This is a genomic window from Enterococcus sp. 6D12_DIV0197 (assembly GCF_002174385.1).
Lineage (GTDB): Bacteria > Bacillota > Bacilli > Lactobacillales > Enterococcaceae > Enterococcus_D > Enterococcus_D casseliflavus.
In genome coordinates, this window is record NZ_NIBN01000001.1 from 2,151,624 (window position 1) to 2,176,738 (window position 25,115).

General features: G+C 43.9%; 22 protein-coding genes. 1 reads left to right on the forward strand and 21 read right to left on the reverse strand.

Annotation, left to right across the window (positions count from 1 at the left end; translation table 11 throughout):
* Positions 1-13: 13 nt before the first annotated feature.
* The 18 genes from A5867_RS09965 to A5867_RS10050 all read right to left on the reverse strand — a co-directional run bounded on the left by A5867_RS09965 (position 14) and on the right by A5867_RS10050 (position 18,773).
* The gene (locus tag A5867_RS09965) at positions 14-916 is read right to left on the reverse strand and encodes an AraC family transcriptional regulator (protein WP_087627525.1); all 903 of its coding nucleotides are present in this window, start codon (positions 914-916) and stop codon (positions 14-16) included.
* A gap of 307 nt (positions 917-1,223) precedes the next feature.
* A complete protein-coding gene (locus tag A5867_RS09970; protein ID WP_017144366.1) occupies positions 1,224-1,901 on the reverse strand; it encodes a carbonic anhydrase family protein in 678 nt (225 codons plus the stop codon).
* 157 nt (positions 1,902-2,058) lie between these two features.
* On the reverse strand, positions 2,059-2,694 hold the full coding sequence (gene pyrE / locus A5867_RS09975; RefSeq protein WP_005226111.1) for an orotate phosphoribosyltransferase: 636 nt from the start codon (positions 2,692-2,694) through the stop codon (positions 2,059-2,061).
* Entirely contained in the window at positions 2,691-3,410 is a 720-nt protein-coding gene (gene pyrF, locus A5867_RS09980; RefSeq protein WP_087627526.1) for an orotidine-5'-phosphate decarboxylase, read from the reverse strand. The genes pyrE and pyrF overlap by 4 nt, the downstream gene beginning before the upstream one ends.
* Complete coding sequence (locus A5867_RS09985) at positions 3,410-4,333, reverse strand: dihydroorotate dehydrogenase (protein ID WP_087627527.1); 924 nt, start codon at positions 4,331-4,333, stop codon at positions 3,410-3,412. Before A5867_RS09985 ends, pyrF begins: the two co-directional genes overlap by 1 nt.
* Positions 4,333-5,109, reverse strand: a complete 777-nt coding sequence (locus A5867_RS09990; protein ID WP_005226114.1) for a dihydroorotate dehydrogenase electron transfer subunit — start codon at positions 5,107-5,109, stop codon at positions 4,333-4,335. The genes A5867_RS09985 and A5867_RS09990 overlap by 1 nt, the downstream gene beginning before the upstream one ends.
* 21 nt (positions 5,110-5,130) lie before the next feature.
* The gene (carB, locus tag A5867_RS09995; protein WP_087627528.1) at positions 5,131-8,316 is read right to left on the reverse strand and encodes a carbamoyl-phosphate synthase large subunit; all 3,186 of its coding nucleotides are present in this window, start codon (positions 8,314-8,316) and stop codon (positions 5,131-5,133) included.
* A 1-nt stretch (position 8,317) separates the two neighbouring features.
* Positions 8,318-9,397 carry a carbamoyl phosphate synthase small subunit gene (locus tag A5867_RS10000; protein WP_010748372.1) on the reverse strand — a complete coding sequence of 360 codons (1,080 nt, stop codon included), beginning with the start codon at positions 9,395-9,397 and terminating at the stop codon, positions 8,318-8,320.
* Between the two features lies 1 nt (position 9,398).
* Entirely contained in the window at positions 9,399-10,682 is a 1,284-nt protein-coding gene (locus A5867_RS10005; protein ID WP_005226117.1) for a dihydroorotase, read from the reverse strand.
* Positions 10,683-10,718: 36 nt separating this feature from the next.
* Complete coding sequence (locus A5867_RS10010; RefSeq protein WP_005226118.1) at positions 10,719-11,645, reverse strand: aspartate carbamoyltransferase catalytic subunit; 927 nt, start codon at positions 11,643-11,645, stop codon at positions 10,719-10,721.
* A gap of 47 nt (positions 11,646-11,692) precedes the next feature.
* Entirely contained in the window at positions 11,693-12,973 is a 1,281-nt protein-coding gene (locus tag A5867_RS10015) for a solute carrier family 23 protein (protein ID WP_005226119.1), read from the reverse strand.
* A gap of 19 nt (positions 12,974-12,992) precedes the next feature.
* A complete protein-coding gene (pyrR, locus tag A5867_RS10020; protein WP_005231374.1) occupies positions 12,993-13,529 on the reverse strand; it encodes a bifunctional pyr operon transcriptional regulator/uracil phosphoribosyltransferase PyrR in 537 nt (178 codons plus the stop codon).
* A 243-nt stretch (positions 13,530-13,772) separates the two neighbouring features.
* Complete coding sequence (locus A5867_RS10025) at positions 13,773-14,681, reverse strand: RluA family pseudouridine synthase (protein ID WP_087627529.1); 909 nt, start codon at positions 14,679-14,681, stop codon at positions 13,773-13,775.
* Positions 14,665-15,150: a signal peptidase II gene (gene lspA / locus A5867_RS10030; protein ID WP_005226122.1), complete on the reverse strand. Its 486-nt coding sequence runs from the start codon at positions 15,148-15,150 to the stop codon at positions 14,665-14,667. The genes A5867_RS10025 and lspA overlap by 17 nt, the downstream gene beginning before the upstream one ends.
* Positions 15,147-15,854, reverse strand: coding sequence for a CBS domain-containing protein (locus A5867_RS10035; RefSeq protein WP_005226123.1), 708 nt, complete (start codon positions 15,852-15,854; stop codon positions 15,147-15,149). Before A5867_RS10035 ends, lspA begins: the two co-directional genes overlap by 4 nt.
* Complete coding sequence (locus A5867_RS10040; protein ID WP_087627530.1) at positions 15,847-16,254, reverse strand: hypothetical protein; 408 nt, start codon at positions 16,252-16,254, stop codon at positions 15,847-15,849. The genes A5867_RS10035 and A5867_RS10040 overlap by 8 nt, the downstream gene beginning before the upstream one ends.
* 228 nt (positions 16,255-16,482) lie before the next feature.
* Positions 16,483-18,153, reverse strand: a complete 1,671-nt coding sequence (locus tag A5867_RS10045; RefSeq protein ID WP_087627531.1) for a formate--tetrahydrofolate ligase — start codon at positions 18,151-18,153, stop codon at positions 16,483-16,485.
* 209 nt (positions 18,154-18,362) lie between these two features.
* Complete coding sequence (locus A5867_RS10050; protein ID WP_015509732.1) at positions 18,363-18,773, reverse strand: EbsA family protein; 411 nt, start codon at positions 18,771-18,773, stop codon at positions 18,363-18,365.
* 65 nt (positions 18,774-18,838) lie between these two features.
* On the opposite strand from A5867_RS10050, the gene A5867_RS10055 reads away from it, so the two are divergent.
* Positions 18,839-19,255 (forward strand): ribonuclease HI family protein, encoded by a 417-nt coding sequence (locus A5867_RS10055; RefSeq protein ID WP_005226128.1) that lies wholly within the window; start codon positions 18,839-18,841, stop codon positions 19,253-19,255.
* On the opposite strand, the gene cls is transcribed toward A5867_RS10055, so the two are convergent.
* From cls to alaS, 3 genes are all read right to left on the reverse strand, one after another.
* Positions 19,235-20,701: a cardiolipin synthase gene (cls, locus tag A5867_RS10060; RefSeq protein ID WP_015509734.1), complete on the reverse strand. Its 1,467-nt coding sequence runs from the start codon at positions 20,699-20,701 to the stop codon at positions 19,235-19,237. The genes A5867_RS10055 and cls overlap by 21 nt on opposite strands.
* A gap of 24 nt (positions 20,702-20,725) precedes the next feature.
* Positions 20,726-21,868 carry a cation diffusion facilitator family transporter gene (locus A5867_RS10065; RefSeq protein WP_087627532.1) on the reverse strand — a complete coding sequence of 381 codons (1,143 nt, stop codon included), beginning with the start codon at positions 21,866-21,868 and terminating at the stop codon, positions 20,726-20,728.
* 277 nt (positions 21,869-22,145) lie between these two features.
* Positions 22,146-24,788, reverse strand: a complete 2,643-nt coding sequence (gene alaS, locus A5867_RS10070; RefSeq protein ID WP_087627533.1) for an alanine--tRNA ligase — start codon at positions 24,786-24,788, stop codon at positions 22,146-22,148.
* Positions 24,789-25,115: the final 327 nt, after the last annotated feature.

Below are 25,115 nucleotides of genomic sequence, written 5' to 3' on the forward strand. Positions count from 1 at the left end.
GTACTGTTCCTCCTTACATCTCACTTCTTTTTTTAAAAGGAATCCATAATTCAACATGAACGACATGATTTTCTCTTTCTTGATAAAGCTCAGGGAAAAAATCCTCAGCAATCCACCCCTTCTTCTTTAACCAGAAACGGGTATAGCGCATCGCCTTCCCCATATTGATGATCAGTTGCTCTGAAATCGTATCAAAACTGCAAACAACGTAATCCCGAGCCGGTAGCGTCCATTCACTGAAGGTCGATCCCTGTGAGTCATCACCTACTTGGCCAACAAAGTAACTCGAATAGCCTTCTGGCGCATCTCCTGGAAACGAAACACCGATCTGGTAGTTGGCTTTTCCCGGTTGATTGGCAATCTTTTGAAGAAATTTATGCCAAATTTCTTCAATCGGGTCGATCCCTGTTCGTTGCCCTAGCATTTTCCCATAGTTGAATGGGTAGTAACCGACGATCCCATAGAAGACCAGTGGATGCGGATTGCTTTTTTTCTGGATTTCTAAAACAACCCCTTCACTGATCAATGGGATACCCTCTTCCGTCACAATATAGCCTAATGAAAGATCTGGCTTATCAAAGTTTTGTAAGCCAATGGGCTTTTTCTGATAAAGCGAGGGTGAAATTCTATAGACCGTTTTAAACGTTCTTGAAAAAACGGCATGACTGCTAAAGCCGACTTCAAAAGCGACATCAATGACTCGCTTCTTTTGGTTTTTCAATAAAAGCGCACCTCTTGCCAAACGACGCAGTTTTATATATTCCCTAACAGAAATTTTAACCAAACGAGTGAATAAGCGCTGATAATAAAAAACGGACAATGATGCAACTTGCGCCAACGTTTCGATCTCTAACGGCTCGGTAAGATTGTCTTCAATATAATCGATTGATTTTTGGATTGCCTCCCATGCATGCATATGAATTTCCTTTCTTTTACTATAAAATAATTCGCTAAAAAAGCTTTACCGTGTCTGCTCTTTTTCAATTGATTCAATTGTGTTTTATTTCACAATAAAACGAATACTTAAAACCTGCTTATTGATTAGTTTAGCATAGTCTTTGTGCTCGATGCCTATGAAAATAAAAAAAAGACGAGGATTCTCGTCTTTTTTTCCGTTCGTTTTAAACTATTGTATTGCTTGAAGGTTCCCACTACGTCGGGTTTTATAGGATAATCAGAAGAGAAGTCCGAAAAAAATACGTAAAAGGAACCATTTTTATAAATCAATAGAAATAAATAGGCCGATCTTTGCGGTCTTGTAATGGGCGATTATTATTTTCTAATACTTCTTCGCGGAATTCTAAAATGAAGCGACGGCTCATCTCCCCAATCCAGTCAAAGACAAACCAGTTGATTGGCCCTTTCGTTGGTGGGGTCGTCAAGGAACCAACATAATGAAAATGGTGGGTACGTTCTGGCAAGAACATGCTCGGATCAAACCATTGGGTGTGGTTCTCAAAGTCCCAGATGCTGTCGTCTTGCTGATTGCAGATCCAGTTGAGTTTATCCGTCAGTTTGAATAAGATACCCACCACCAAGTTTTCTCCGTCATCATTCATATGAACGAGGTGAAACTCTAACTCTTGCTGCTCGTCATCGATAATGTGTTCAGATGGCATGTGAAAATGAATATCCGTCAAATAGTAGTTGATCCCTTTAAATGTGACATAGCTTTCTTTGTTATAAGGAACGAAGTGAATCGTATTTTTGAATTCTTTTTCCGTGAACCGCTCTCGTTTATAGTGAAAAGCCAAGTCCTGATCGATGGGTTCTTCGGTCTCATCGTGGACTAAAGCGATTGGGGATTGGTAAGGAAATTCGGCACCTTGTGCATACCAGTCGCACAAAGTGTGCCAATGTTCAGGTCCATTGTCTCCGGAATAACTCCAGGGAACGTCCATATTTCTTTTCAAAAAAAACAGCCTCCTAATTCAAGTTGACAGCAAGGTATAGCCCTTCCTATCAAAAAACTTTCTCCCAATGCTATCAGAAAATAGGTAAAAATAAAACGAATATGCTTGGTCATTCCCTCACATATCCGTTTCTTATTTCAATTCCTTATTCACTCAACCAAGCAGCAGGATCTTTACGCCACTCTTGTAACAGGGCAACATCAGATTCTTGAATAGCACCCGTTTCTAAAGCCGACTCGATCAACGCTGTATAGTTTGTCAAAGTCACATAGGATAAACCTGCTTGATCAAAATTTTCTTGGACTTGAGGCAGCTCGTAAGTAAAGATCGCAGCGACGCCTAATACATCGGCTCCTTCTCTTTTGGCTGCTTCACAAGCTTCTAAGACACTGCCACCTGTTGACAATAAATCTTCAATGACGACCATTTTTTGATTTGGTTGAATACGCCCTTCAATTTGATTGCCTTTACCGTGTTCTTTTGCTTTGCTGCGAATATAAACCATTGGCAAATCTAACAATTCAGCGACCCATGCAGCATGGGGAATCCCAGCTGTTGCGGTCCCTGCAATCACTTCTGCTTCTGGGTAAGTCGTTTTGATGACTGCAGCTAAGCCTTTCGCAATGGCGCGACGTACATGTGGATAACTCATAGTAATTCGATTGTCGCAGTAAATAGGGCTTTTGATGCCGCTTGCCCAAGTAAATGGTTCATTCGGTCGTAAGAAAATCGCCTCGATGTCTAAAAGATCTTTGGCGATTTGATTGGATTGTTCTTTCATTGGCTAGCTTCCTTCCATTCTTGTTTTATTTGCAGATAACTTTCATACGGTACCTTAGATTGGGTGATTGGACGTCCCACAACGATCATGGTAGCCCCTGCTTTACGAGCTTGTGCAGGTGTCATGATCCGTTTTTGATCACCAACTTCACTGCCAGCTGGTCGGATACCAGGCGTCAAGCGTATGAAGGCATCCGTTGTCCTTTGTTTGATCTGCTTTGCTTCGTGAGCGGAGCAAACAACACCGTCTAACCCAGCTTTTTGGGCACAAGTGGCGTAATGCATGACACTTTCTTGCAGTGACGTCATGATCTGCTGATCATGATGCATTTGTGCCTCACTAGTGGAGGTCAATTGGGTAACTGCAATCAAATCAGGAACTTTGTGCCCTGCGGGGGTTCCTTGCTGCAGGCCTTTTTTAGCAGCAGTCATCATTTCGATCCCACCGGCTGCATGAACATTCGTCAAAGCCACACCTAAAGAAGCTAAGCGTTCCATTGCTCGTCCTACTGTATTGGGAATATCATGTAGTTTTAAATCTAAAAAAATATCATGACCACAGTCTTTTAACCAAGTAACGATCGCTGGTCCTTCTTGGTAGAAAATCTCCATTCCCACTTTCACAAACAACTTTTCCTCCATAGGAAATTGCGCTAAAAAAGTTTCAATAGCCTGTTTGTTAGGAAAATCTAAGGCAATAATTGGCCGTTCACTCATCACATGTGCTCCTCTCTCACTTCTTTTATCAGCTGTTCCAAAGAAGGGATTCCTAATTCTGCCATTCGTATAGGCAATTCTTCAATCAACTTTGGGCAAATGTAAGGATCAGTAAAGTTTGCGGTTCCGACTGCAACAGCACTAGCACCTGCCAGATACATTTCAAGGACATCATCCACTGACATCACGCCCCCCATGCCAATAATTGGTAATTGAGAAACTTGCGCCACTTGTTTGATCAGGCGAATCGCCACTGGTTTGATTGACGGACCAGACAAGCCCCCCGTTTGGTTAGCTAAAATTGGTTTCCGTGTTTTTAGATCGATCCGCATGCCTAAAAGTGTATTGATCATCGTAAACCCGTCGGTGCCGCCTGCTTCGATCGCTTGCGCAATCGGGACGATATCCGTCACATTCGGCGAAAGTTTGACATAGATCGGCACTTGCGAGACTTTTTTGACCGCTTCAGTCAATGCACCAGCAACCACAGGATCGGTTCCGAACGTGATGCCGCCATGCTTGACGTTCGGGCAAGAGATATTCAATTCGATCGCTTTGACATTTTCTACCTGACTGATTTCCTGACACACAAGAACATAATCTTCGACGGTCGAACCGGCAACATTCGCGATGATTGGCAAATCGGGGTGTTTTTGAGCTAAGTCGGGTAAAATTTGATTCATGACCGCTTCTAACCCAGGATTTTGCAACCCGATGGCATTTAACATACCGCTAGGCGTTTCTGCTACCCTTGGGGTCGGATTGCCAAAACGTGGTTCAGGTGTGGTCGCTTTGATCATCACCGCACCTAATTGACTGATGTCATAATATTTATCATATTCTGCACCAAACCCAAAACAGCCGCTGGCAGGCATGATCGGATTTTTTAGACTCAATCCTGGTAGCTCGACATTGATCGACATTAAATGACCACCTTTCTCGCCTGAAATACAGGCCCTTCGTCACAAACTTTGACACTTTTTGTGCCTTGTTCATCATCTTTCGTATGGCAAACACAGGCATAACAGGCACCCATCCCGCAAGCCATTCGCGCCTCCATGGATAATTGAACATCTGGAAGGTCTTCGAAAAGCTGGGCGGTGGTTTTTAAAAGACCGTTATTTCCGCAAGCAAAGACCGCCGCAGGTGTTTGCTCTGCAGCTAATAACAGGTTGCCAACATTTCCTTGTAAACCCGCGCTGCCATCATCGGTAGCGATCCTCGTATCTCCCAGTGCGCGAAATTCCTCTTCATAATACATGACGTCTTTGCTGGCAAAGCCCAAAAAGTGAATGACGTGGACGCCTTGTTGCGTCAGGCGTTTCGATAATTCATAGAGCGGCGGTACACCGATACCGCCCCCTACGATAAATGCAGTGTCCCCTTGGTTTAAATGATGATAGCGAAACCCATTTCCTAACGGCCCCATCACATCGATTGGATCACCAACAGTCATTTCTGAAAAAATTCTTGTGCCATCTCCTTCGACCCGATAAATGATTCGGCATTCTTTTTTCTCAGCATCGATATGATTGATACTGATCGGTCGGCGAAGAAGAAAGGCATTTTGAGGAACCCGCAGGTGTAGAAATTGCCCTGGGGTCCTCATCTCATTGACTAATTCACCCGTCAATGTCATTTCAAAAATCCGCGGTGCCAGTTGACGCTGTTTGCTGATGGTCATGATTTCTTGCTTCATCAAAAAACTCCTTTATCTGCGTTAAATTGCTTTCGTTGAAAAACTGCGGGATTCCATCACTTTTAGAATCGCATCCGCTGTATCAAGAGAAGTAAAGGTCGGTACACCATGTTCCACCGCTTCTCGGCGGATGATAAATCCGTCTTCCGTTGCATTTTGGCGATCTTTGTCCATGGTATTGACTACTACTTGGGTCGTTCCTTTACGGATCAAATCAACAACCGTTTCTTCTGCTTGCGGTTCGGAAATCTTGGCAACCCGAGTCACTTGTAGTCCTTTTTCTTCAAAGTAATCGGCAGTTCCATTGGTAGCCAATAAGGTGAAGCCGACCTCTACGAAACGCGCTGCCAGTGCTGCTGCCTCTTCTTTGCTTTCGTCTGCAACGGTGAAAAGTGCTTTTCCAAATTCAGGAATATGCAGGCCTGATGCCTCAAAAGCTTTATAAAGTGCTTTTGCCAAATCTTTGTCTGATCCCATTACTTCACCCGTTGATTTCATTTCAGGGCCTAAGTAAGTATCGACTTTTAAAAGTTTTGTAAAGGAGAAGACAGGTGCTTTGATGTGTACTTCATTTGGTGTTGGGGCAAGTCCGTCTTGATAACCTAACGTTGTGATCTCTTCCCCGAGAATCGCCTTCGTGGCAATTTGGGCCATTGGGATCTCTGTTACCTTGCTTAAAAATGGTACGGTTCGGCTAGCACGAGGATTTACTTCAATGACATACACTTTGTTCTCATGGATGACAAATTGGATATTCATCATACCGATACAATTTAAACCTAATGCCAAGCGTTTGGTATATTCTTCGATCGTAGCAATTAGTTCATCCGAAAGATTTTGCGGTGGATAGACCGCCATTGAATCTCCTGAATGGACCCCTGCACGCTCGATATGTTCCATGATTCCAGGAATCAAAACAGTTTTGCCGTCACAGATAGCATCGACTTCACATTCTTTACCGACCAAGTAACGATCGACCAAAACAGGATGTTCTGGTGATGCTTTCACTGCATAACGCATATAATCTTCTAAATCGGCTTGGTTTTCCACGATTTCCATCGCACGTCCCCCTAAGACATAACTTGGGCGGACTAAAACAGGATAGCCGATTTCTTGAGCGATGGCGATCGCTTCTTGTTCGTTCGTCGCTGTATCCCCTGGTGGTTGCGGAATATCTAGCGCTTGTAATGCTTGCTCAAAGAGATCACGATTTTCGGCACGATCAAGATCTTCAATGCTGGTGCCTAAGATTTTGACCCCAGCTTTTACTAAAGGCTCTGCTAAGTTGATCGCCGTTTGCCCGCCAAATTGGACGATGACCCCAATGGGTTGTTCCAAATCGATGACGTGTAAGACATCCTCTAAGGTCAATGGTTCAAAGTACAGCTTGTCGGAGATAGAAAAGTCAGTCGAAACCGTTTCAGGATTACTGTTCATGATGATCGCTTCATAGCCAGCAGCTTGGATCGCTTTCACCGAGTGCACTGTTGCATAGTCGAACTCCACCCCTTGTCCGATTCGGATCGGTCCAGAACCTAGGACAAGAACAGATTCTTTTTCACTGCGCTTGCTTTCATTCTCAAACTCATAGGTGCTGTAGAAATAAGGTGTTGCTGATTCAAATTCTGCGGCACATGTATCTACCATTTTGTAGACGGGCAAAATCTTTTGCTCATGACGCAGCGTGCGGATCTCAGCTTCCGTGGTTTCCCACAGCTCAGCAATCTTTTTATCCGTAAAGCCGTTTTGCTTGGCTTTTTTCAACACATCAAGGGAATGTGGTTCGTTTGCTAATGCTTGTTCGATCTCAAAGATGTGAAGCATCTTATCCAAGAAGAACAAGTCGATTTTCGTCATTTCGTTCAAATCTTCGATGGTGTACCCTCTTCGGATGGCTTCCATGACGTAGAATAGGCGATCATCTTGCGCCTTGATGACTTTTTCCATCAGATCATTGTCAGAAAGAGCTTCTAATTCTTTCATTTCGATATGGTGTGTGCCGATCTCCAATGAACGAACGGCTTTTAATAATGACTCTTCAATATTACGACCGATCGCCATCACTTCACCAGTCGCTTTCATTTGTGTTCCTAATCGACGTTCCCCAGTTTCAAACTTGTCAAACGGCCAGCGAGGAATTTTTGCGACGACATAGTCAAGGGCGGGTTCAAATTCTGCATACGTCGTTTCTGTGACTGGATTTTTCATTTCATCCAATGTTAAACCGACGGCAATTTTCGCTGCCAGTTTGGCAATCGGGTACCCTGTAGCTTTACTTGCTAACGCAGAGGAACGTGAGACCCGTGGATTTACTTCAATGACATAGTAGTTGAAGCTATGAGGATCAAGCGCCAATTGAACGTTACAGCCACCTTCGATTTTTAACGCGCGGATGATTTTTAATGAGGCATCCCGTAACATTTGGTATTCATGGTCTGACAAAGTTTGGCTCGGCGCAAAGACGATGGAATCGCCGGTGTGGATCCCGACTGGATCGAAGTTTTCCATATTACAAACGACGATCGCGTTGTCAGCAGAATCTCGCATCACTTCATATTCAATCTCTTTATATCCAGCAATACTCCGTTCAATCAAGCATTGGGTCACTGGCGAGAGCTTCAAGCCGTTTTCAGCGATTTGGCGAAGTTCTTCTTCATTGTTACACATGCCGCCGCCCGTTCCCCCTAGCGTAAATGCTGGACGAACAATGATTGGAAAGCCGATTTTTTTCGCAAATTCAACTGCTGCTTCCACCGTTGACACGATTTCTGATTCTGGGATCGGTTGATCCAATTCTTCCATTAATTGTTTGAATAAATCTCTGTCTTCTGCCTGGTCGATTGCTGCTAATTTGGTTCCTAGCAACTCAATTCCTAATTCATCCAAAATACCTGAGTTGGCTAATTCCATCGCCATATTCAAGCCCGTTTGTCCGCCTAATGTCGGTAAAATTGCATCAGGCTGTTCTTTACGTAAAATCCGTGAGACGAACTCAAATGTGATTGGTTCAATGTAGACTTTGTCAGCAATTTCTTTGTCCGTCATGATCGTTGCGGGATTCGAATTGACTAACACCACTTCGTAGCCTTCTTCTCGTAAAGCTAAACAAGCTTGTGTACCGGCATAATCAAACTCTGCCGCTTGTCCTATAATAATCGGTCCAGAACCGATAACCATGATTTTCTTGATATCTGTACGTTTTGGCATATTAGTTCTGCTCCTTCCATGCATCGATCATCTCTAAAAATTCGTCAAATAAGTGGACTGCATCATGCGGGCCCGGTGCCGCATCTGGGTGGTACTGGACACTGAATGCTGGGTAACGGCGATGACGAACCCCTTCGATCGTGCCATCGTTCACTTCGACGTGGGTTACCATTAGTTTTTCTGGATCGATGGATGCTTCATCCACAGCAAAGCCATGGTTTTGTGAGGTAAAATCGATCCGACCAGTGGCGATCTCTCTTACCGGATGGTTTAATCCGCGGTGACCGAATTTCATTTTATAGGTATCTGCTCCATTCGCTAATGAGAAGAGCTGATGGCCTAAACAAATCCCGAAGATTGGTACCTTGCCTTGAATCCCTTGTATCATTTTAATTGCTTCTGGCAAGCTTTTGGGATCGCCTGGTCCATTCGTCAGCATTACGCCATCTGGTGCGAGGTCTAAAATTTCTTGCGCTGTCGTATTGTATGGTAAAATCGTTAAATTGCAGTTGCGGCGTGACAACTCCCGTAAAATACTGTGCTTCAAGCCGAAGTCGATGACCACGATATTGCGACCCGTTCCAGGACTTGGATAAGGTTTTGAGGTAGAAACTTGTGCCACTTGATTGGTTGGTAAAACCGCCGCTTTTAATTGATCAAAGGCATGATCAAAGACATCGCCTGCATCAACGATACTCGCTTTCATGGTTCCGTGTTGACGAATCTTTCTCGTCAGCGCTCGTGTATCGATTCCTGCGATCCCTGGAATATTTTTGCGTTTTAAAAATTCGTCTAACGTCAGCTGTTTCCGCCAATTGCTCGCTAGACGCGCGTGTTCTTTCACAACGACCCCTTTACAAGTCGGTGAAATTGATTCGTAATCGTCTCGGTTGACGCCGTAATTGCCAACCATCGGATACGTAAACGTAATGATTTGTCCGTTAAAGCTTTGATCCGTAATGGCTTCTTGATACCCTGTCATGCTTGTGGTAAAAACGATCTCACCAAAAACATTGACACTGGCACCAAACCCTTCGCCTTCAAAGTATGTTCCATCTTCTAAAATAAGCCAACGCTTCATATTATTGCCCACCTTTTTGCCATACTGTTTTACCATTTACAAATGTATAACTCGTATCCCCATATAACGTCCATCCACCGAAAGGCGTATTGACTCCTTTTGATAGGAATTGCTTAGGATCCACGTTATAAGCTGATTCTAAGTCAAAAATTGCCAGGTCGGCTTTGTCTCCGACCATCATCGTTCCAGCACTTAGACCAAAGAGCGACGCTGGTTTCACGGTCATCCAATCCACTAGCTGCTGCAAAGTAAAGCGTCCTGTTTTCACAAAATGAGTGTACAACAATTGGAAGGCATATTCTGATCCGACGATGCCAAAGGGTGCTTTTAAAAAGCTTTGCATTTTTTCTTCATAGCCATGTGGGGCATGATCCGTCGCGATACAATCGATCGTGCCATCCAACAGACCTTCGATCAACGCTTCACGGTCTTCTTGCCCACGTAACGGTGGGTTCATTTTCCAAAAGCCTTCATCGGCAGGAATATCTTCATCAATGAGAAGCAAATGGTGGGGAGAAACTTCGGCTGTCACATGGATCCCAGCTTTTTTGGCATCTCGAATCACTCGAACACTTTCTTTCGTAGAGACATGGCAGACATGGTAATGGGCTCCTGTTGCTTCCGCCAAAAGCACATCCCGAGCGATTTGAGAAGCTTCTGTTACACTCAAGATCCCTGGCAGTCCAAGTTCTTCCGCTTTTTTACCAGCATGCATCACGCCGCCAAAGAGTAAGGAATCATCTTCTGTATGGGCAACCAATGCCAAGTCATTTTCGGCGGCTTGCTTCATTGCCAAATACATTGTGCCAGCAGTCTGAACCCCGACACCGTCATTTGTTAAGGCAAATGCCCCCGCGGCTTTCATTCCAGCTGCATCCGTCAACGTTTCGCTGCGCAAGTTTTCGGTGATCGGGGCGTATTGTAAGACATTGATTGATGCATCTGCGTTGATTTTTTCGTAAACAGCTGCTAATTTTTCTGGTGTATCAGGAACTGGGTCAAGGTTTGGCATTGCGCAAACTGTCGTAAACCCGCCACGAGCGGCTGCCATGCTGCCCGTTTCGATTGTTTCTTTGTATTCAAAGCCCGGTTCTCTGAAGTGTACATGAACATCCACTAAACCTGGTGTGATCAATTGCTCCTTGGCATCGATGACTTCGTCAAAATCTGTTTCGGGAAATGCTGTACCGATCCCGCGAATGATTCCGTCTTCGATCCAAATTGCTGCAGGAACACAGTGATTGTCTTTTTTGATGATTTTACCGTTTTTAATGAGCGTTTTCATGTAAACTTCCTCCTCTAATTCATTCCTTTTTGCCTGTTAGGCCTTACCGTTCAACACCGCTTCAAGAATTGCCATTCGAACAAAGACGCCATTGGACATCTGGGTGATGATTCGCGAGCGTAAGCTTTCAACTAAGGCATCAGCTAACTCCACATCGCGATTGACTGGTGCTGGGTGCATAATGATCGCATGCTCTTTCATTCTTGCGGCGCGTTCGACGGTCAACCCGTGATTTTTTAAGTATTCTTCTTTTGAAAAGCTTTCCGTTCCATCATGGCGCTCGTGCTGGACACGAAGCATCATCATGACATCGACTTCTGCGACCAATTCGTCAAGTGGCATCCAGTGACCGTATACTTCAAATTCTTCGTCATACCATTCCTTTGGACCTGAGAAGAAGACTTTCGCGCCGAGACGCTTCAACATTTGCATGTTTGATTTTGCGACCCGTGAGTGGGTGATGTCGCCTACGATTGCGACTTTCAAGTCGTCAAAGTGCCCGAACTCTTCATAGATTGTCATCAGATCTAGCAAACATTGCGTTGGGTGTTGGCCGCTGCCGTCCCCGCCATTGATGATACTGCACTGGATCGTTTTGCTTTGGATCAAAGAGTCGTAGTAGTTTTCATCGCCGTGGCGAATGACCGCAACGTCTACACCTAAAGCCGACATCGTCAAGACCGTGTCATACAAGGTCTCGCCTTTTTGAACAGAGCTGGTGGAGGCTTCAAATTCGATGACTTCGATCCCTAGTTTTTTCTCAGCAACATCGAAGCTTTTGTGGGTTCTGGTACTGTTCTCAAAAAAGAGATTTGTTGCGAAATATTGTTCTTTTTGGGGCATCCATTTCGCCCCTCTTTTGAATTCTTGTCCTCTGCGGATGAGTCCCATCACCTCACGGTCTGTCAATGCTTCGACCGTCAAAAGATGCTTTAAGCTGATTCTTTCGGATTGAATAATCATGAATGAATTCCTCCTTTGATTCTGTTTAAACGATGAGTTGGCACAAGTTATTTTTCTTCGCTGCGAGAGCTGTCAGGTAAAATAAGATTCAAGAAGATTCCTAGGACAGTTGCTAACGCCATTGCGGATAAGGTGAAGGTCCCGACCGTGAAGACAAGCCCGCCGATTCCTACCACAAGGATCACTGACGCAATGATCAAATTCTTTTTACGATCAAAATCGATTTTATTGTCGATCAAAATTTTTAACCCGCTGGCAGCGATGACGCCAAAGAGCAGGAAGCTGATCCCTGAGATGACTGGACCAGGAATACTTAAGATCAATGCGCTTAATTTTCCAACGAAGCCTAGTACGATGGCTAGAATTGCCGCACCACCGATGACGAACACGCTGTGGACGCGTGTAATGGCTAAAACCCCGATGTTTTCTCCGTAACTTGTCACTGGGGGTCCCCCAACGAGACCGGCTGCGATTTGAGCAAAACCATCGCCCAAAAGTGTTCGGTTCAAGCCTGGCTCTTCAAAAAAGTTCCGCTTGGTTAATTTGTTCAAGACCATCAGATGACCGATGTGTTCGGTCATGGTAACAAAAGCGATCGGCGCCATCGTCGTGATCGCATTCAGATACAGTTTTGGTTCATAGTTAATGAAGGGAATCTCGAAGCTCGGCATGCCAAACCAGTTGGCGTCAATGATGGGCTGTACATCGACGATTCCCGCTGCTAAGGCGATCAAGTATCCGCCCACGATCCCCAGAAGGATCGGAATCAGTCCTAAAAACCCTCGCAGAAACATATTGAAGAAAATCGTTAATCCTAAGGTAGCCAACGCTACCAGAATGTACTTGAAATCGTAGACTGAGTCATTGTACATCGCATTCTGAGCTGCGTTAGCGGCTAACCCTAATCCAATCACCATAATCACAGGACCGACAATGATCGGTGGTAAGATCTTATCCAACCAAGCAGCACCTGCACGTTTAATGATCATCGAAACGATCACGTAGACCAACCCAGTCGTGATGGCGCCTTGTGCGATAGCTGGGTAGCCGTCAGATTTCATCAGCATCTGCATCGCTGCGATAAACGCAAAGCTGCTGCCTAGATACGCTGGAATCTTCCCTTTCGTCGTAACCAAGTAAACCAATGTTCCAATACCTGAACTAACTAATGCGATGCTGGGGTTGATCCCAACGAGGATCGGAACTAAAACGGTTGCCCCAAACATCGTGAAAAGATGTTGTAAGCTTAGGCCTAACCAAGGCAGTGCTTTGGGCCGATCTTTGATGTCTAAAACTGCGTCTGGATTACGAAATTCTTGCTTCTGCATGTTGCTGTCACTCTTCTTCCTAGTCGTTTTCTTTATTGATCATGATCCGGTCAGAACCATCTGATTCTTCCATCTCCACGATAATTTCTTCACTTAAAGCAGTTGGAATATTTTTTCCAACAAAATCTGCCCGAATCGGCAGTTCACGATGACCGCGGTCAACTAAAACGGCGAGTGAGATTCTTTTTGGTCGACCAATATCCATGATTGCATCCAAAGCTGCCCGAATCGTCCGTCCTGTAAACAAGACATCATCGATCAAGATGACTTCTTTACCATCAATGGCAGTCGGGATGTCTGATGAATGGATCTCTGGATCATCTTCTGTCTTTTTGTCATCTCGGTACAAGGTGATGTCCAATTCACCGACAGGTACTTCTACGCCTTCTAGTTGTTTTAAACGTTCTGCTATTCGTTGCGCGATATAGATGCCGCGGGTTTTGATCCCTACCAGCACCAAGTTATCAATGCCGCGATTTCTTTCAATAATTTCATAGGTGATCCGCGTTAACGCTCGTTTCATTGTTACTGCATCTACTACTTCTTTCGCTGCCATATGTTATTCCCTCCTAATTTTGAACATAAAAAAACTCCTACCTGCTTGAGGTAGGAGTCATGTTTTCCGATCGTTGCCTAAAATCCCATTCTGTGGATTTTGGGTACACGTTATCATCTAGTAAGGGTTCGAATCTCCAACGCGGGAGTCGTCTGCTTACTCATTCCTTCTTAGCCTCACGGGACTACATTTAAAGGAGCTATTTAGTTGTTACAATTACTATACAGTTCTCACACAAAAAAATCAATCATTTTTTCGCAATTTTTTTAACGTGTCGGCGAACAGCTCTGGTAATGGCGCTTCAAAGACTAGCGACTCGCCTGTTGTTGGGTGGGTGAAGCCTAGAAGCTTGGCATGTAAAAACTGCCCATTGCCTTTTAGCGTGCGTTTAGGTCCATATAGCGGATCGCCAGCTAGCGGAAAACCGATGTACTGCATGTGGACTCTTATTTGATGGGTTCTTCCTGTTTCCAGCTGTAGTTCTACTAAGGTGAACTGCTCGAAGCGCTCCAACACGGTGAAGTGAGTGACAGCGGGTTTGCCATTTTCGATCACGGCTTGCATTTTGCGATTGACTTTTGAGCGACCGATTGGTGCATTGATGGTGCCTTTTTCGTGGCTGATCGTACCATGAACCAATGCTACGTACTTGCGTAACGATGTTTTGTCTTTCAATTGTTTCGCTAACGACTCATGTGCCTGATCATTTTTGGCGATCATTAACAGACCCGACGTATCTTTGTCGATTCGATGAACGATTCCTGGCCGAACAACATCATTGATCGTGGATAAATCATCCATATGGTACAATAACGCATTAACCAAGGTGCCATTTGGATGCCCAGCGGATGGATGAACCACCATCCCTTGCGGTTTGTTGATGACTGCCACATCAGCATCTTGATAGACGATCGTCAAAGGAATATTTTCTGGTTGTAAGTCTACAACTTCAGGTTCTGGTACTTGGATGATCAAGTGATCACCTGCTTTTACCTTATAATTTGCCCGAACCGTTTTGCCCTTCAATGTGACCGCATCTTCTTTTAGCCACTGCTGGATTTGTGACCGACTATGATTTGGCAAGCGTTCAGCCAACACTTTGTCGACCCGCCCTTTTTCTTCTTTAATGATTACTTCAATTTGCTTTTCCATTTGATTCTCCTTGTTTCCCTTTTGCTTCGTCATCTACCAGTGCATAAATAAAAATCAAGATCACCCCGAACACTAATGACATATCAGCGATATTGAAAATTGGGAAATTGATAAAATCAAGCTGGAACATATCGACCACAAAGCCATGCTGCAACCGATCGATAAAATTACCGATCGCCCCACCTAGAACAAACGCCAGTCCGAAACGAAACCATAGACTGCTTTTTTGGTAGCGAAACAATAGGTAAACAACAACAGCAACCGCGATAACGGTGATGATCGCAAAAAAGGTGATTTTTCCTTCTAGAATACTCCAAGCTGCGCCCGTATTCTGAAGATAGGTCAGGGACAACACATTGTCGATCAGAGAATGTGTTTCACCCAGTTGATAATTGGCAACGATCCAAATTTTCAGCCATTGATCCAAGCCAATGACAACAGCACTTAACAAAAAAAACAACGCGATCATAAATTTTCCACTCTTTCTTCTTTAAAAATATCTCGCGGACGGATGATGCCCAAGAGATTTCCATTCGGATTTTTATCCTTGGTGATCAAAACCGCCTCAAGCAGGGCATTTTTTTGAAACAATTCTTCCACTTCTACGATGGTCGTTTCAGCCGACACGAAACAATAATTCGATCGTTTCCCATCTCCTGCTAATAATTCATCTGCCGTTCTGCCTGCCAACTTGATTTCACCATGGAGGCTTTCTTTCGCTAACCAGTATCCCAGCATCCGCAAGGTGATCAAGCCCAAAAATCGACCATTATCATAGATCGGAAATTGTGAATAGCGCTTTTGGGCAACGATTTTCAATAACTCTGGTAATGGCAGGTGCTTTTCAAAACCAGTCACTCGTTTCGCAAAACGCGGCATGACTTTTTCAGGTGCCAGTAAGGAGCGTTCAATTTCTTGGATGCGATTGACAACCCATTCATTCGGTTCCGCAATGACAAAGTTTTCTCCGATTTTTTCATGTACGATGGCATTGCGCAGCTGAGCCATTTGTAATAGATCATCTTCTGCTCTTCTGACATTGATATTTTTGCTTTTTGACAAGCGACGAACCATTTCAGAAAAACCCATATTCCGCGGATTATCCAATTCGTCACGAAGCCGCTTTTCGATTCGATTAAAACTGCTCAAAAATTGATCTGCACCACTAGCCATGAGGAACCTCCTTGATAAGATACGCTTTTTTTAAATAAATCAAAACAAAGACAAAATATGCCACTAAATACACACCGACAAAAAGCAACGAGTAAAGGGAGATGGATAATAAGCCCAATACCCCCATCATGAGAAAAAGGCTTAAATAAAAGCCGATATATATTCTTTTAAGCGCAGGATTCATCACGACCTCCAGCTTGAGCGCTGATTGGCCTTTTGGTAACTGAAAAGGCTGACTTTCTAAAAAAAACATGCGCACACGAATCGGCGTCTGCTCAGCCAGCGCCAAAAAAATCGTTTGCTGATGATTGATGGCAGCGATTCTTTTTTTTCCTTGCATGACCTCCAAGGGACTGCCCATTCCATAAAAACCAGTCCTCCTAGTTAGATGTAGCTCCATTGACAAAGATCACCTCAATTGGTTAAGTATACTTGATTATCAAAAGAAAGAAAATAGACTTTTGCTTGCTTCCTTGATTATTATAACAAGAATCCCTACTTTTATCTTCCATCACGTCTAATGAACGAGAAAAAGACGAATGCCGCTTGCACCCGTCCTTTCAAATCATCTCTTTCCGTTTTTCCGTTTCAAATGCCGCGAATGCCTTCTTTGTTTGTGATAGCTCTTTTAGAAAAGACCGATCGCTTGGCCATCAGAAGTCACGTCCATATTGATGGCGGCAGGTTTCTTCGGTAATCCTGGCATCGTCATCACGGCACCTGTCAAGGCTACGATAAAGCCAGCCCCTAATTTTGGCACGAATTCGCGAATCGTTACTGTAAAGTCATCTGGTGCGCCCAATCGCTTTGGATCATCACTGAAGGAATACTGGGTTTTTGCCATACAGATCGGCAGCTGATCCCAGCCTTGTTCTTTGAAGCTTTGCAACTGTGCCTTGGCTTTCGGCGCAAACTCAACCTCTACCCCGCCATAGATTTCCCGCACGATCAAAGATGCTTTATCCGCTAAAGGCAAATCGTCGGTATACAAGCGTTGATAGTTGGCAGGTTTTTCCTCGATTACTTGAACCACTGCTTTTGCTAGATCCGTTCCACCTGCACCACCGTCTGCCCAAACGGCTGTCCGTGCGATGGTGACGTCGATTTGCTGGCAAATGGTTTCGACTAATGTTCGCTCCGCTTCGGTGTCTTGTGAGAACTCATTAAGCGCAACGACAACTGGAATCCCGTATTTACGCATGTTTTCAACATGTCGCTTTAAATTACTGAAGCCTAACTCTAATGCTTTTAAGTTTTCTGTCCCTAAATCAGCCACAGCGACCCCACCATGCATCTTCAGTGCTCTGATCGTCGCTACTACTACGATCGCATCTGGTGCCTTTGATATGTTCGGTGTTTTGATATCAAGAAATTTCTCTGCCCCTAAGTCAGCACCAAACCCAGCTTCGGTCACCGTGTATTCGCCTAAGTGCAAAGCCGTCTCGGTTGCGATGACACTATTACACCCATGAGCGATATTTGCAAAAGGTCCGCCATGGATCAGCGCAGGGGTTCCTTCAATCGTTTGAACAAGATTCGGTTTGAGGGCATCTTTTAAAAGTAAGGCTAAAGCACCTTGGACCGCCAGATCTTTTACGTAAATCGGTTGTTTCTCAAAAGAATAACCAATTAAAATCTTTCCTAATCGCTCTTTTAAATTATCAATGCTTGTTGCCAAGCACAAAATCGCCATGATTTCACTAGCAACGGTGATGTCAAAACCGTCTTCTCGGGGAACGCCTTGTAACGGTCCCCCTAGACCGACGATCACTTGTCGTAACGCTCGATCATTCAAATCGACAACCCGTTTCCATGTGACCCGACGTCCGTCGATCCCCAACTCATTGCCTTGCTGGATATGGTTATCGATCAATGCAGACAAGGCATTGTTTGCTGCTGTGATCGCATGCATATCGCCAGTGAAGTGTAAGTTGATGTCCTCCATCGGCAACACTTGTGCTTTGCCGCCGCCGGTGGCGCCGCCTTTTATGCCCATTACTGGTCCTAAAGATGGCTCACGTAAGGCGATGACGGTTTGCTTGCCGATTTGATTTAACGCATCTGCAAGTCCAATGGTCACGGTTGACTTGCCTTCTCCAGCGGGTGTCGGACTGATCGCTGTGACTAAAATGAGTTTACCCAGCGGATTGTTTGCTTTTTCGGTGATTGCCGACCATTCGATTTTTGCTTTATACTTGCCATAAAGTTCCAGGTCATCGCCTGTTAAACCAAGTGGTTCAGCAATTTCAATAATCGGTTTAGGCATTGATTCTTGTGCAATTTCGATATCTGATTTCATTTTTACCCTCAATTCACGAACTATTTAGCACTTTAAAATGTATTTTGTTTGCTATGCTCTTATTATACTTGATTTTATTCAGAAAGAAAGAGTGATTTTTCACACTTTTACAAGAAGTTTCACGAATCCTTTATGTAAACAAAAAACAACGTCCCTCCTAAGGCTGTAACGCCAAAAGGAGTGATCGTTGCTTTCTAGATTCCTATGAATTACTCGTTGGTTTCGATCTGCACCCTTTTTTCAGGGATTTTTTCTTGAAAAAAAGTTTCTAACCATGCCACATCTTTTTTACGCAACGTGAAGGTATACGTTTTTTGATGATCGGTAATGCTTATTAAACGGTTTATAATTTGCCATTTTTCTATCTCAGGTAAAGAAATAAGGCTTTTCTTCCATAAGCGCGCATAGCGAATCAGGAGCAAATCATTCCTGATGAGCATGCTTCGGTGAATCCCTAACCATACAAAAAAGAAAAAGACGGCTAAAACGAGGTTGCTTTTCCAATAAGGTCTGGTATTTTCTAACGAAAGAATCAAACTGATAAATAATATCATCATAGTAAACGACCAATAAATGATCGCTGTAGCAGCTTCCGGTTGCCAATACAATTTACGCTTCATAAAAGTTCCTCACAACATAAAATTTCTAGTATACTATCTTTATCATATCAAAAAAGGGTGAGACAATGTTAAAAGTTTATCTTGATGCTTCCACGAAAGGCAACCCCGGCCCTAGTGGCGGTGGAATCGTCATTGTCGGTACTGATCTGCATGAACAAATTGCGTTTCCGCTACCTGATTCAACCAACCACCAAGCAGAGTTCGCTGTGATGGTCAACGCGTTGCAGCTGCTGATTGACAAAGGTTTACAGGAACAGACAATTATGCTCTATACCGACAGCAAAGTCGTTGCGCAGACCATCGACAAGAATTATACCAAAAACCCTGCTTTTTCTGATTATTTAACAGAAATTCAATACTTGTTGAAACAGTTCGCTTTAGCAATCATCCAATGGGTCCCTGAGAGTCAAAACAAAGGTGCCGACCATTTGGCACGCCAAGGATTAGCAAAAGCGATGAAATTAAAGGATCGGAGACAATAACCGAGAGAAGTTTTGTTTGAAGCGCAACCAGTAAGATTGCTTCGCCAAAATTTCATCCGTCAGTAATGTTGATTGTGCCATATCTTCTTCAAAGAAGCCTTTCAACGTTTGCGTGACATCGTGATCGTAGGCGAAGGCATTGACTTCAAAATTCAAGGCATAACTCCGAATGTCTTGATTCGTCGTCCCAAAGGAACTAATGGTATCATCCATCATGACCGTCTTCGCATGGAGGAAACCATTGTTATAGATGTAGATTTTTGCACCACGGCGATGCAAGTAATTGGCATAATGCTGTGTTGCCCGATAAATGAATGGGTGGTCAGGCATACATGGAATCATGATTCGGACGTCTACACCTGAGTGGATGGCAATTTCCAATGCGTTCATCATACTGTCATCAGGAATCAAATAAGGCGTTTGGATCCAAATCGATTCTTTGGCAGCTAAGATCATTTTTACAAAACCGCCTTTGAGAATTTGGGTCTCACTTTCAGGCCCATCAGCGACGATCTGCAAATCAACATTTCCAGAGCGCTCTTTCGGCGGTAGAATAAAGTAGCGATCCTCGTATTCCAGCTGATCCTCTTCTCTTTTTACAGATGCGTTCCAGTCACGAATAAAAATCTCTTGTAGTGTAAAACTGGCAGTACCTACGATTCTCGCATGGGTGTCTCGCCAATAGCCAAATTTGGCCTTTTTCCCTAAATACTGATCGCCGACATTAAAGCCGCCAGTCCATCCGATTTGACCGTCGATCACAACGATTTTTCGATGTAGATGGTAGTTCAATCGTGTGTTGCGGATTAGGTTCTTCGAAGTGATGAAAGGCACGACTTTTCCACCGGCATCAATCAACGGTTGAAAGAATTTCCGATTGGCCTTCGGTGACCCCCATGGATCATAGACCAAACGCACTTCAACACCTTCACGGGCTTTATCGATCAAGATTGACAAGAATTGGCCACCGATCTCATCATTAAAAAACGAATAATACTCCACATGCAGATTATCTTCTGCTTGCTTCATGTCCTCAAACAATGCTGCAAATTTTTCTTTTCCATCAGTATAAAATTCTACTTTGTTTCCTTTAGTCAAGGGCGATTCATCAAGGTTCTTAAAATAGCGCTCTAATAGATGATTGTCATCTGAGTAAGGATGTTCAGGAAAAGAATAATTGTGCACTTTGATGATTTGATTCAACTCATTGATCCTACTTTGGTGGTGCTCACTAAATTTATAAATAATTTCTCCGTCGATCCCCCGACCACAAAACAAGTACAACAAAAACCCGATGCCGGGGATGAATACCAACGTCATCATCCAAGCAAAGACACTTGCAATCGAGCGTGGTTTCCGAAAAACAGTAATAAAGGCAGCAATCGTATTAATAAACAAAAGTGCCAATAATACCGTGGAAATCATGCTCATATCCATTTTTATCATAGTTTCCTCCTATATCCTGTAACCCTATAATAGGTAACTATGATCGAAAGCAAGCTTCAATTCATAGTCCCCTAGTGTTTCTTTGATTTTTTGTTTCAGCATTTCTTCGATTTCTTGATCACTATACGCCGATTTTGCGGGAATCACTAAATCAAAAGCCAACAGATCTCCTTTGACCTGAAAATCATGCATCCGTAACTGCGGATCAACGAAGCGAATGATCTTTGACACTTCTTTTTTTAAATACCGATACTGCTGATCTTGAATTGGTACTGGATCAAGGTGACAGACAAGGTCGACCTTTAAAGATTGGCGAAAATCTTGTTCAATCGCATCAATCACCTCATGCGCTTCTCGTAAAGACCACGTTTCATCCACTTCGATATGCACACTGGCAAAGCGATTTTTCGGTCCATAATTATGAACCAGTAAATCATGGTAACCGAGAATCGTCGGATAGTGATCCAAGCGCTGCTCCATGGCAGCTACTTCTTCTTGCGTTGGGCGTGCCCCTAATAATTCGTTGATAAAGGAACGAATCATTTTGATTCCGCTAATCAAAATATACAAGGCAATCAGACAGCCGACAAAGCCATCGATACGTAGGCCAGTCAACCACTCGATCGTCGCTGAAAACAAAACCGCACCCGTTGTATACACATCGTTGAGACTGTCTTGCCCACTGGCTTTAAGTGTTTGAGAGCCAATCAGGTTCGCCAGTTTGCGGTACATCGCTCCCTGCCAGATTTTGATCAAAATCGATAAAACCAAAACGATAAACAATAGTGGTGAAAGACGGATACTCGTCGGTTCCATGATGCGTTGCACAGATCTGATGAGAAATTGGCCGCCAACAAACGTGATGATCAAAGATACTACAAACCCACTGATGGATTCAAATCGCTCATGACCATATGGATGTTCACTGTCGGCTGGTTTCGCAGAGATCCGAAAACCGATCAATGTTAAAATAGACGAAGCGGTATCTGAAAGACTGTTGATGGCATCTGCCATAATCGAAACAGACTGGGCAGATAAGCCAATGATAAATTTCCCAGCAAATAATAGTAAGTTGGAAAGCAACCCGAGGCTTCCTGCTAACTTCCCGATGGCTGTACGTTCGTAGACACCATTTTTTTTGCTGCGATTTAAAAAAAAGTTTAGCAAATCATCACCCTCTCAAAAAACCATCTTTCTTATTTTACCCCGAAGGAATTCAATTAAACAACTATTCGTATCGTTTTTTCGAAAAAAAAGCGAATTCCCTTCAATTATCAAACGCATTTTCAGATAACACGTAGGAAAAAAGGAAAAAGATAACGGAAGGGTCTCCCCCTCCGTCATCTTCGTTCAAAAAAGGAATGTGTTAAAGACCTACGCTCCTCTTTCACCTATCTTCTTAGAAGGAAAGGAACTCGCGGGTACAGATTCAACCATAGTGTGCTTACTTGGCAGCTAACCACGCTGCTGCTGTCTCAAGTGCTGCTGCGATTCCTTCTGGATTCTTCCCGCCGGCTTGTGCCATATCAGGACGACCGCCACCGCCGCCGCCAACTTTAGGTGCGATCTCTTTGATCAAATCGCCTGCTTTCAATCCTTTTTCGTTGGCTGCTTTGTTCATGGCAGCTAAAAGATTCACTTTGCCATCATTCGCGGTAGCTAACACTAAAATATCAGAATGGTCTTTTTGTTTCCATTGGTCAGCTAGTTGACGTAATTGGTTCATGTCCTTTACAGTCACTTTTGCTGTGATCAGACGCAGACCATTTACTTCTTTGACATCCTTGAAAACATCCCCTGCTTGCTGGTTTGCTAACTTGCTGGCAAGAGCTTCGTTTTCTTTTTGCAATTCACGCAGCTGCGCTTGCAGTTGTTCTGTTTTGGCAACGACTTCTTTTAATTGGGCGGATTTAACGATCCCTGCAATTGCTTTTAATTGCGCTTCTTCTTCATGCAATAACGTATAAGCTTCTTGACTAGTCACTGCTTCGATCCGACGAACACCAGCACCGATCCCTGATTCAGAAACGATTTTGAAAATACCGATATCCTCCGTATTTGCTACATGGGTTCCCCCACATAATTCGATCGACCAATCGGCAACATTGACGACGCGAACGTCATGCCCATATTTTTCACCAAAGAGTGCCATCGCTCCCATGCCTTTTGCGGTATCGATATCCGTTTCGATCGTCACAACAGGAAGAGCTTCCCAAATTTTCTGGTTGACGATTTGTTCCATTTGGCTCAGCTCTTCGCTGGTCACTTGCCCAAAATGACTAAAGTCAAAGCGCAAATGTCCTGGAGCAACTAATGAACCTGCTTGGTTCGCATGGCTGCCTAATACTTCTTTTAAGGCTTTATGCAATAAGTGAGTCGCCGTATGATTTTTAATGATCTTATTGCGACGATGCTGATCCACTTGTAAGAAATAGTTCACGCCTTCTTTTAGTGGCGCTTTGATTGTAGCAGTATGCAAGAACTGACCGTTCGGTGCTTTTTTGACATCCGTCACTTCCGCTACAATCGTACCATCTTCTGCTACGATCGTGCCTGTATCCGCAACTTGTCCACCCATTTCTGCGTAAAATGGTGTTTCGGCAAAAATCAGTTTTGCTTCACCTGTCGAAACAGAATCATGTAACGCTTCGTCTTGGATGATCACTAATAATTTGCTGTTTGCTTCAAGTGAATCATAGCCAACGAAACGGCTGTCTACTTTGATATCTGTCAATAAAGCGGATTGTACGCCCATTGAAAGCTCCGTTTGTCGAGCCGCACGAGCGCGGGCACGTTGTGCATCCATTTCTTGTTCAAACCCTTGGTGGTCCACTTTCAACCCTTCGTCTTCCGCCACTTCTTCTGTCAATTCAACTGGGAAGCCGTAAGTGTCATACAATTTGAAAATATCTTGACCAGCTAACGTATCTTGACCGTCTGCTTTTACTTGGGCGATCACTTGATTTAAAATATCTAACCCTTCATTGATCGTTTCATGGAAACGTTCTTCCTCGTTGCGGATCACTTTCTCAATAAATTCTTGCTGTTCTAGTACTTCAGGATAGTAGCTTTCCATGATCTCGCCAACGATCGGTACTAATTTGTATAAGAAGGCAGTATCGATCCCTAATTTTTTCCCATGCATGACTGCACGACGTAATAAACGACGTAAAACATAGCCACGGCCTTCATTTGAAGGAAGTGCCCCATCGCCGATCGCAAAAGAAAGCGCGCGGATATGGTCTGCAATCACTTTAAAGGAGATATCTGTCGTTTTGCTGTCGCCGTAGTTCACACGACCGCTTAAATCTGCCACTGCATTAATGATCGGCAGAAACAAGTCTGTTTCAAAATTGGTTGGTGCATTTTGAACGATGGAAACCATTCGTTCCAGCCCCATCCCCGTATCAATGTTTTTATGTGGTAGTGGTTCATAGGAGCCATCTGGTTGATGATTGAATTCTGAAAAGACCAGATTCCAGATTTCCAAATAGCGTTCATTTTCGCCACCAGGGTAGTTTTCGGGATCATCTTCCGCTACGTCATTAAACTCAGGACCACGGTCATAGAAAATCTCTGAATCCGGTCCACAAGGTCCTGCACCGATGTCCCAAAAGTTGTCTTCAATCTCAACGATATGCTCTGGTGGTAAGCCGACTTCTTCTGCCCAAATCCGTTTTGCTTCTGTGTCTTTTGGATAAACCGTGACATATAATTTGTCTGGATCAAAAGCCATCCATTCTGGTGAGGTCAAAAACTCCCATGCCCAATGGATCGCCTCATTTTTGAAGTAATCGCCGATTGAAAAGTTGCCTAGCATTTCAAACATCGTATGATGTCTTGCTGTTTTCCCAACGTTTTCAATGTCGTTAGTCCGAATCGATTTTTGCGCATTGGTAATTCTTGGGTTTTCAGGAACAACACTGCCATCAAAATATTTTTTTAGCGTTGCCACCCCTGAATTGATCCATAATAAGGTTGGATCGTTGACTGGAACAAGGGACGCACTCGGCTCGATGGAATGTCCTTTTGATTGAAAGAAGTCCAAAAACATTTGGCGTACTTCTGCACTGGATAATTGTTTCACGTTATTCTCCTACTTTCTTCTGTGTTCGCTTAAGATACAGGGGCTGACAAAATTGCTGGTAAGGCGCTCTTATTCCTGTAGAGTCATTTTGACGATAAAAAAACACCATTGCAGAGCAAGGACGTCGATACGCGGTACCACCTTGCTTGCAATGATGTGACTCATTACCTCTTAGACTCGTTAACGCGGAGTGGACGGCAACATTTCTGCTGCAGTTGAGCACCAAAGGGAGCAATCCGTCCGAATTCATGTTTTTCTCTCAGCAGTGAAAAACTTTCTGTAATGAATCATCAAACCGACCATATCCTTCGTCATTCAAAGTATAAG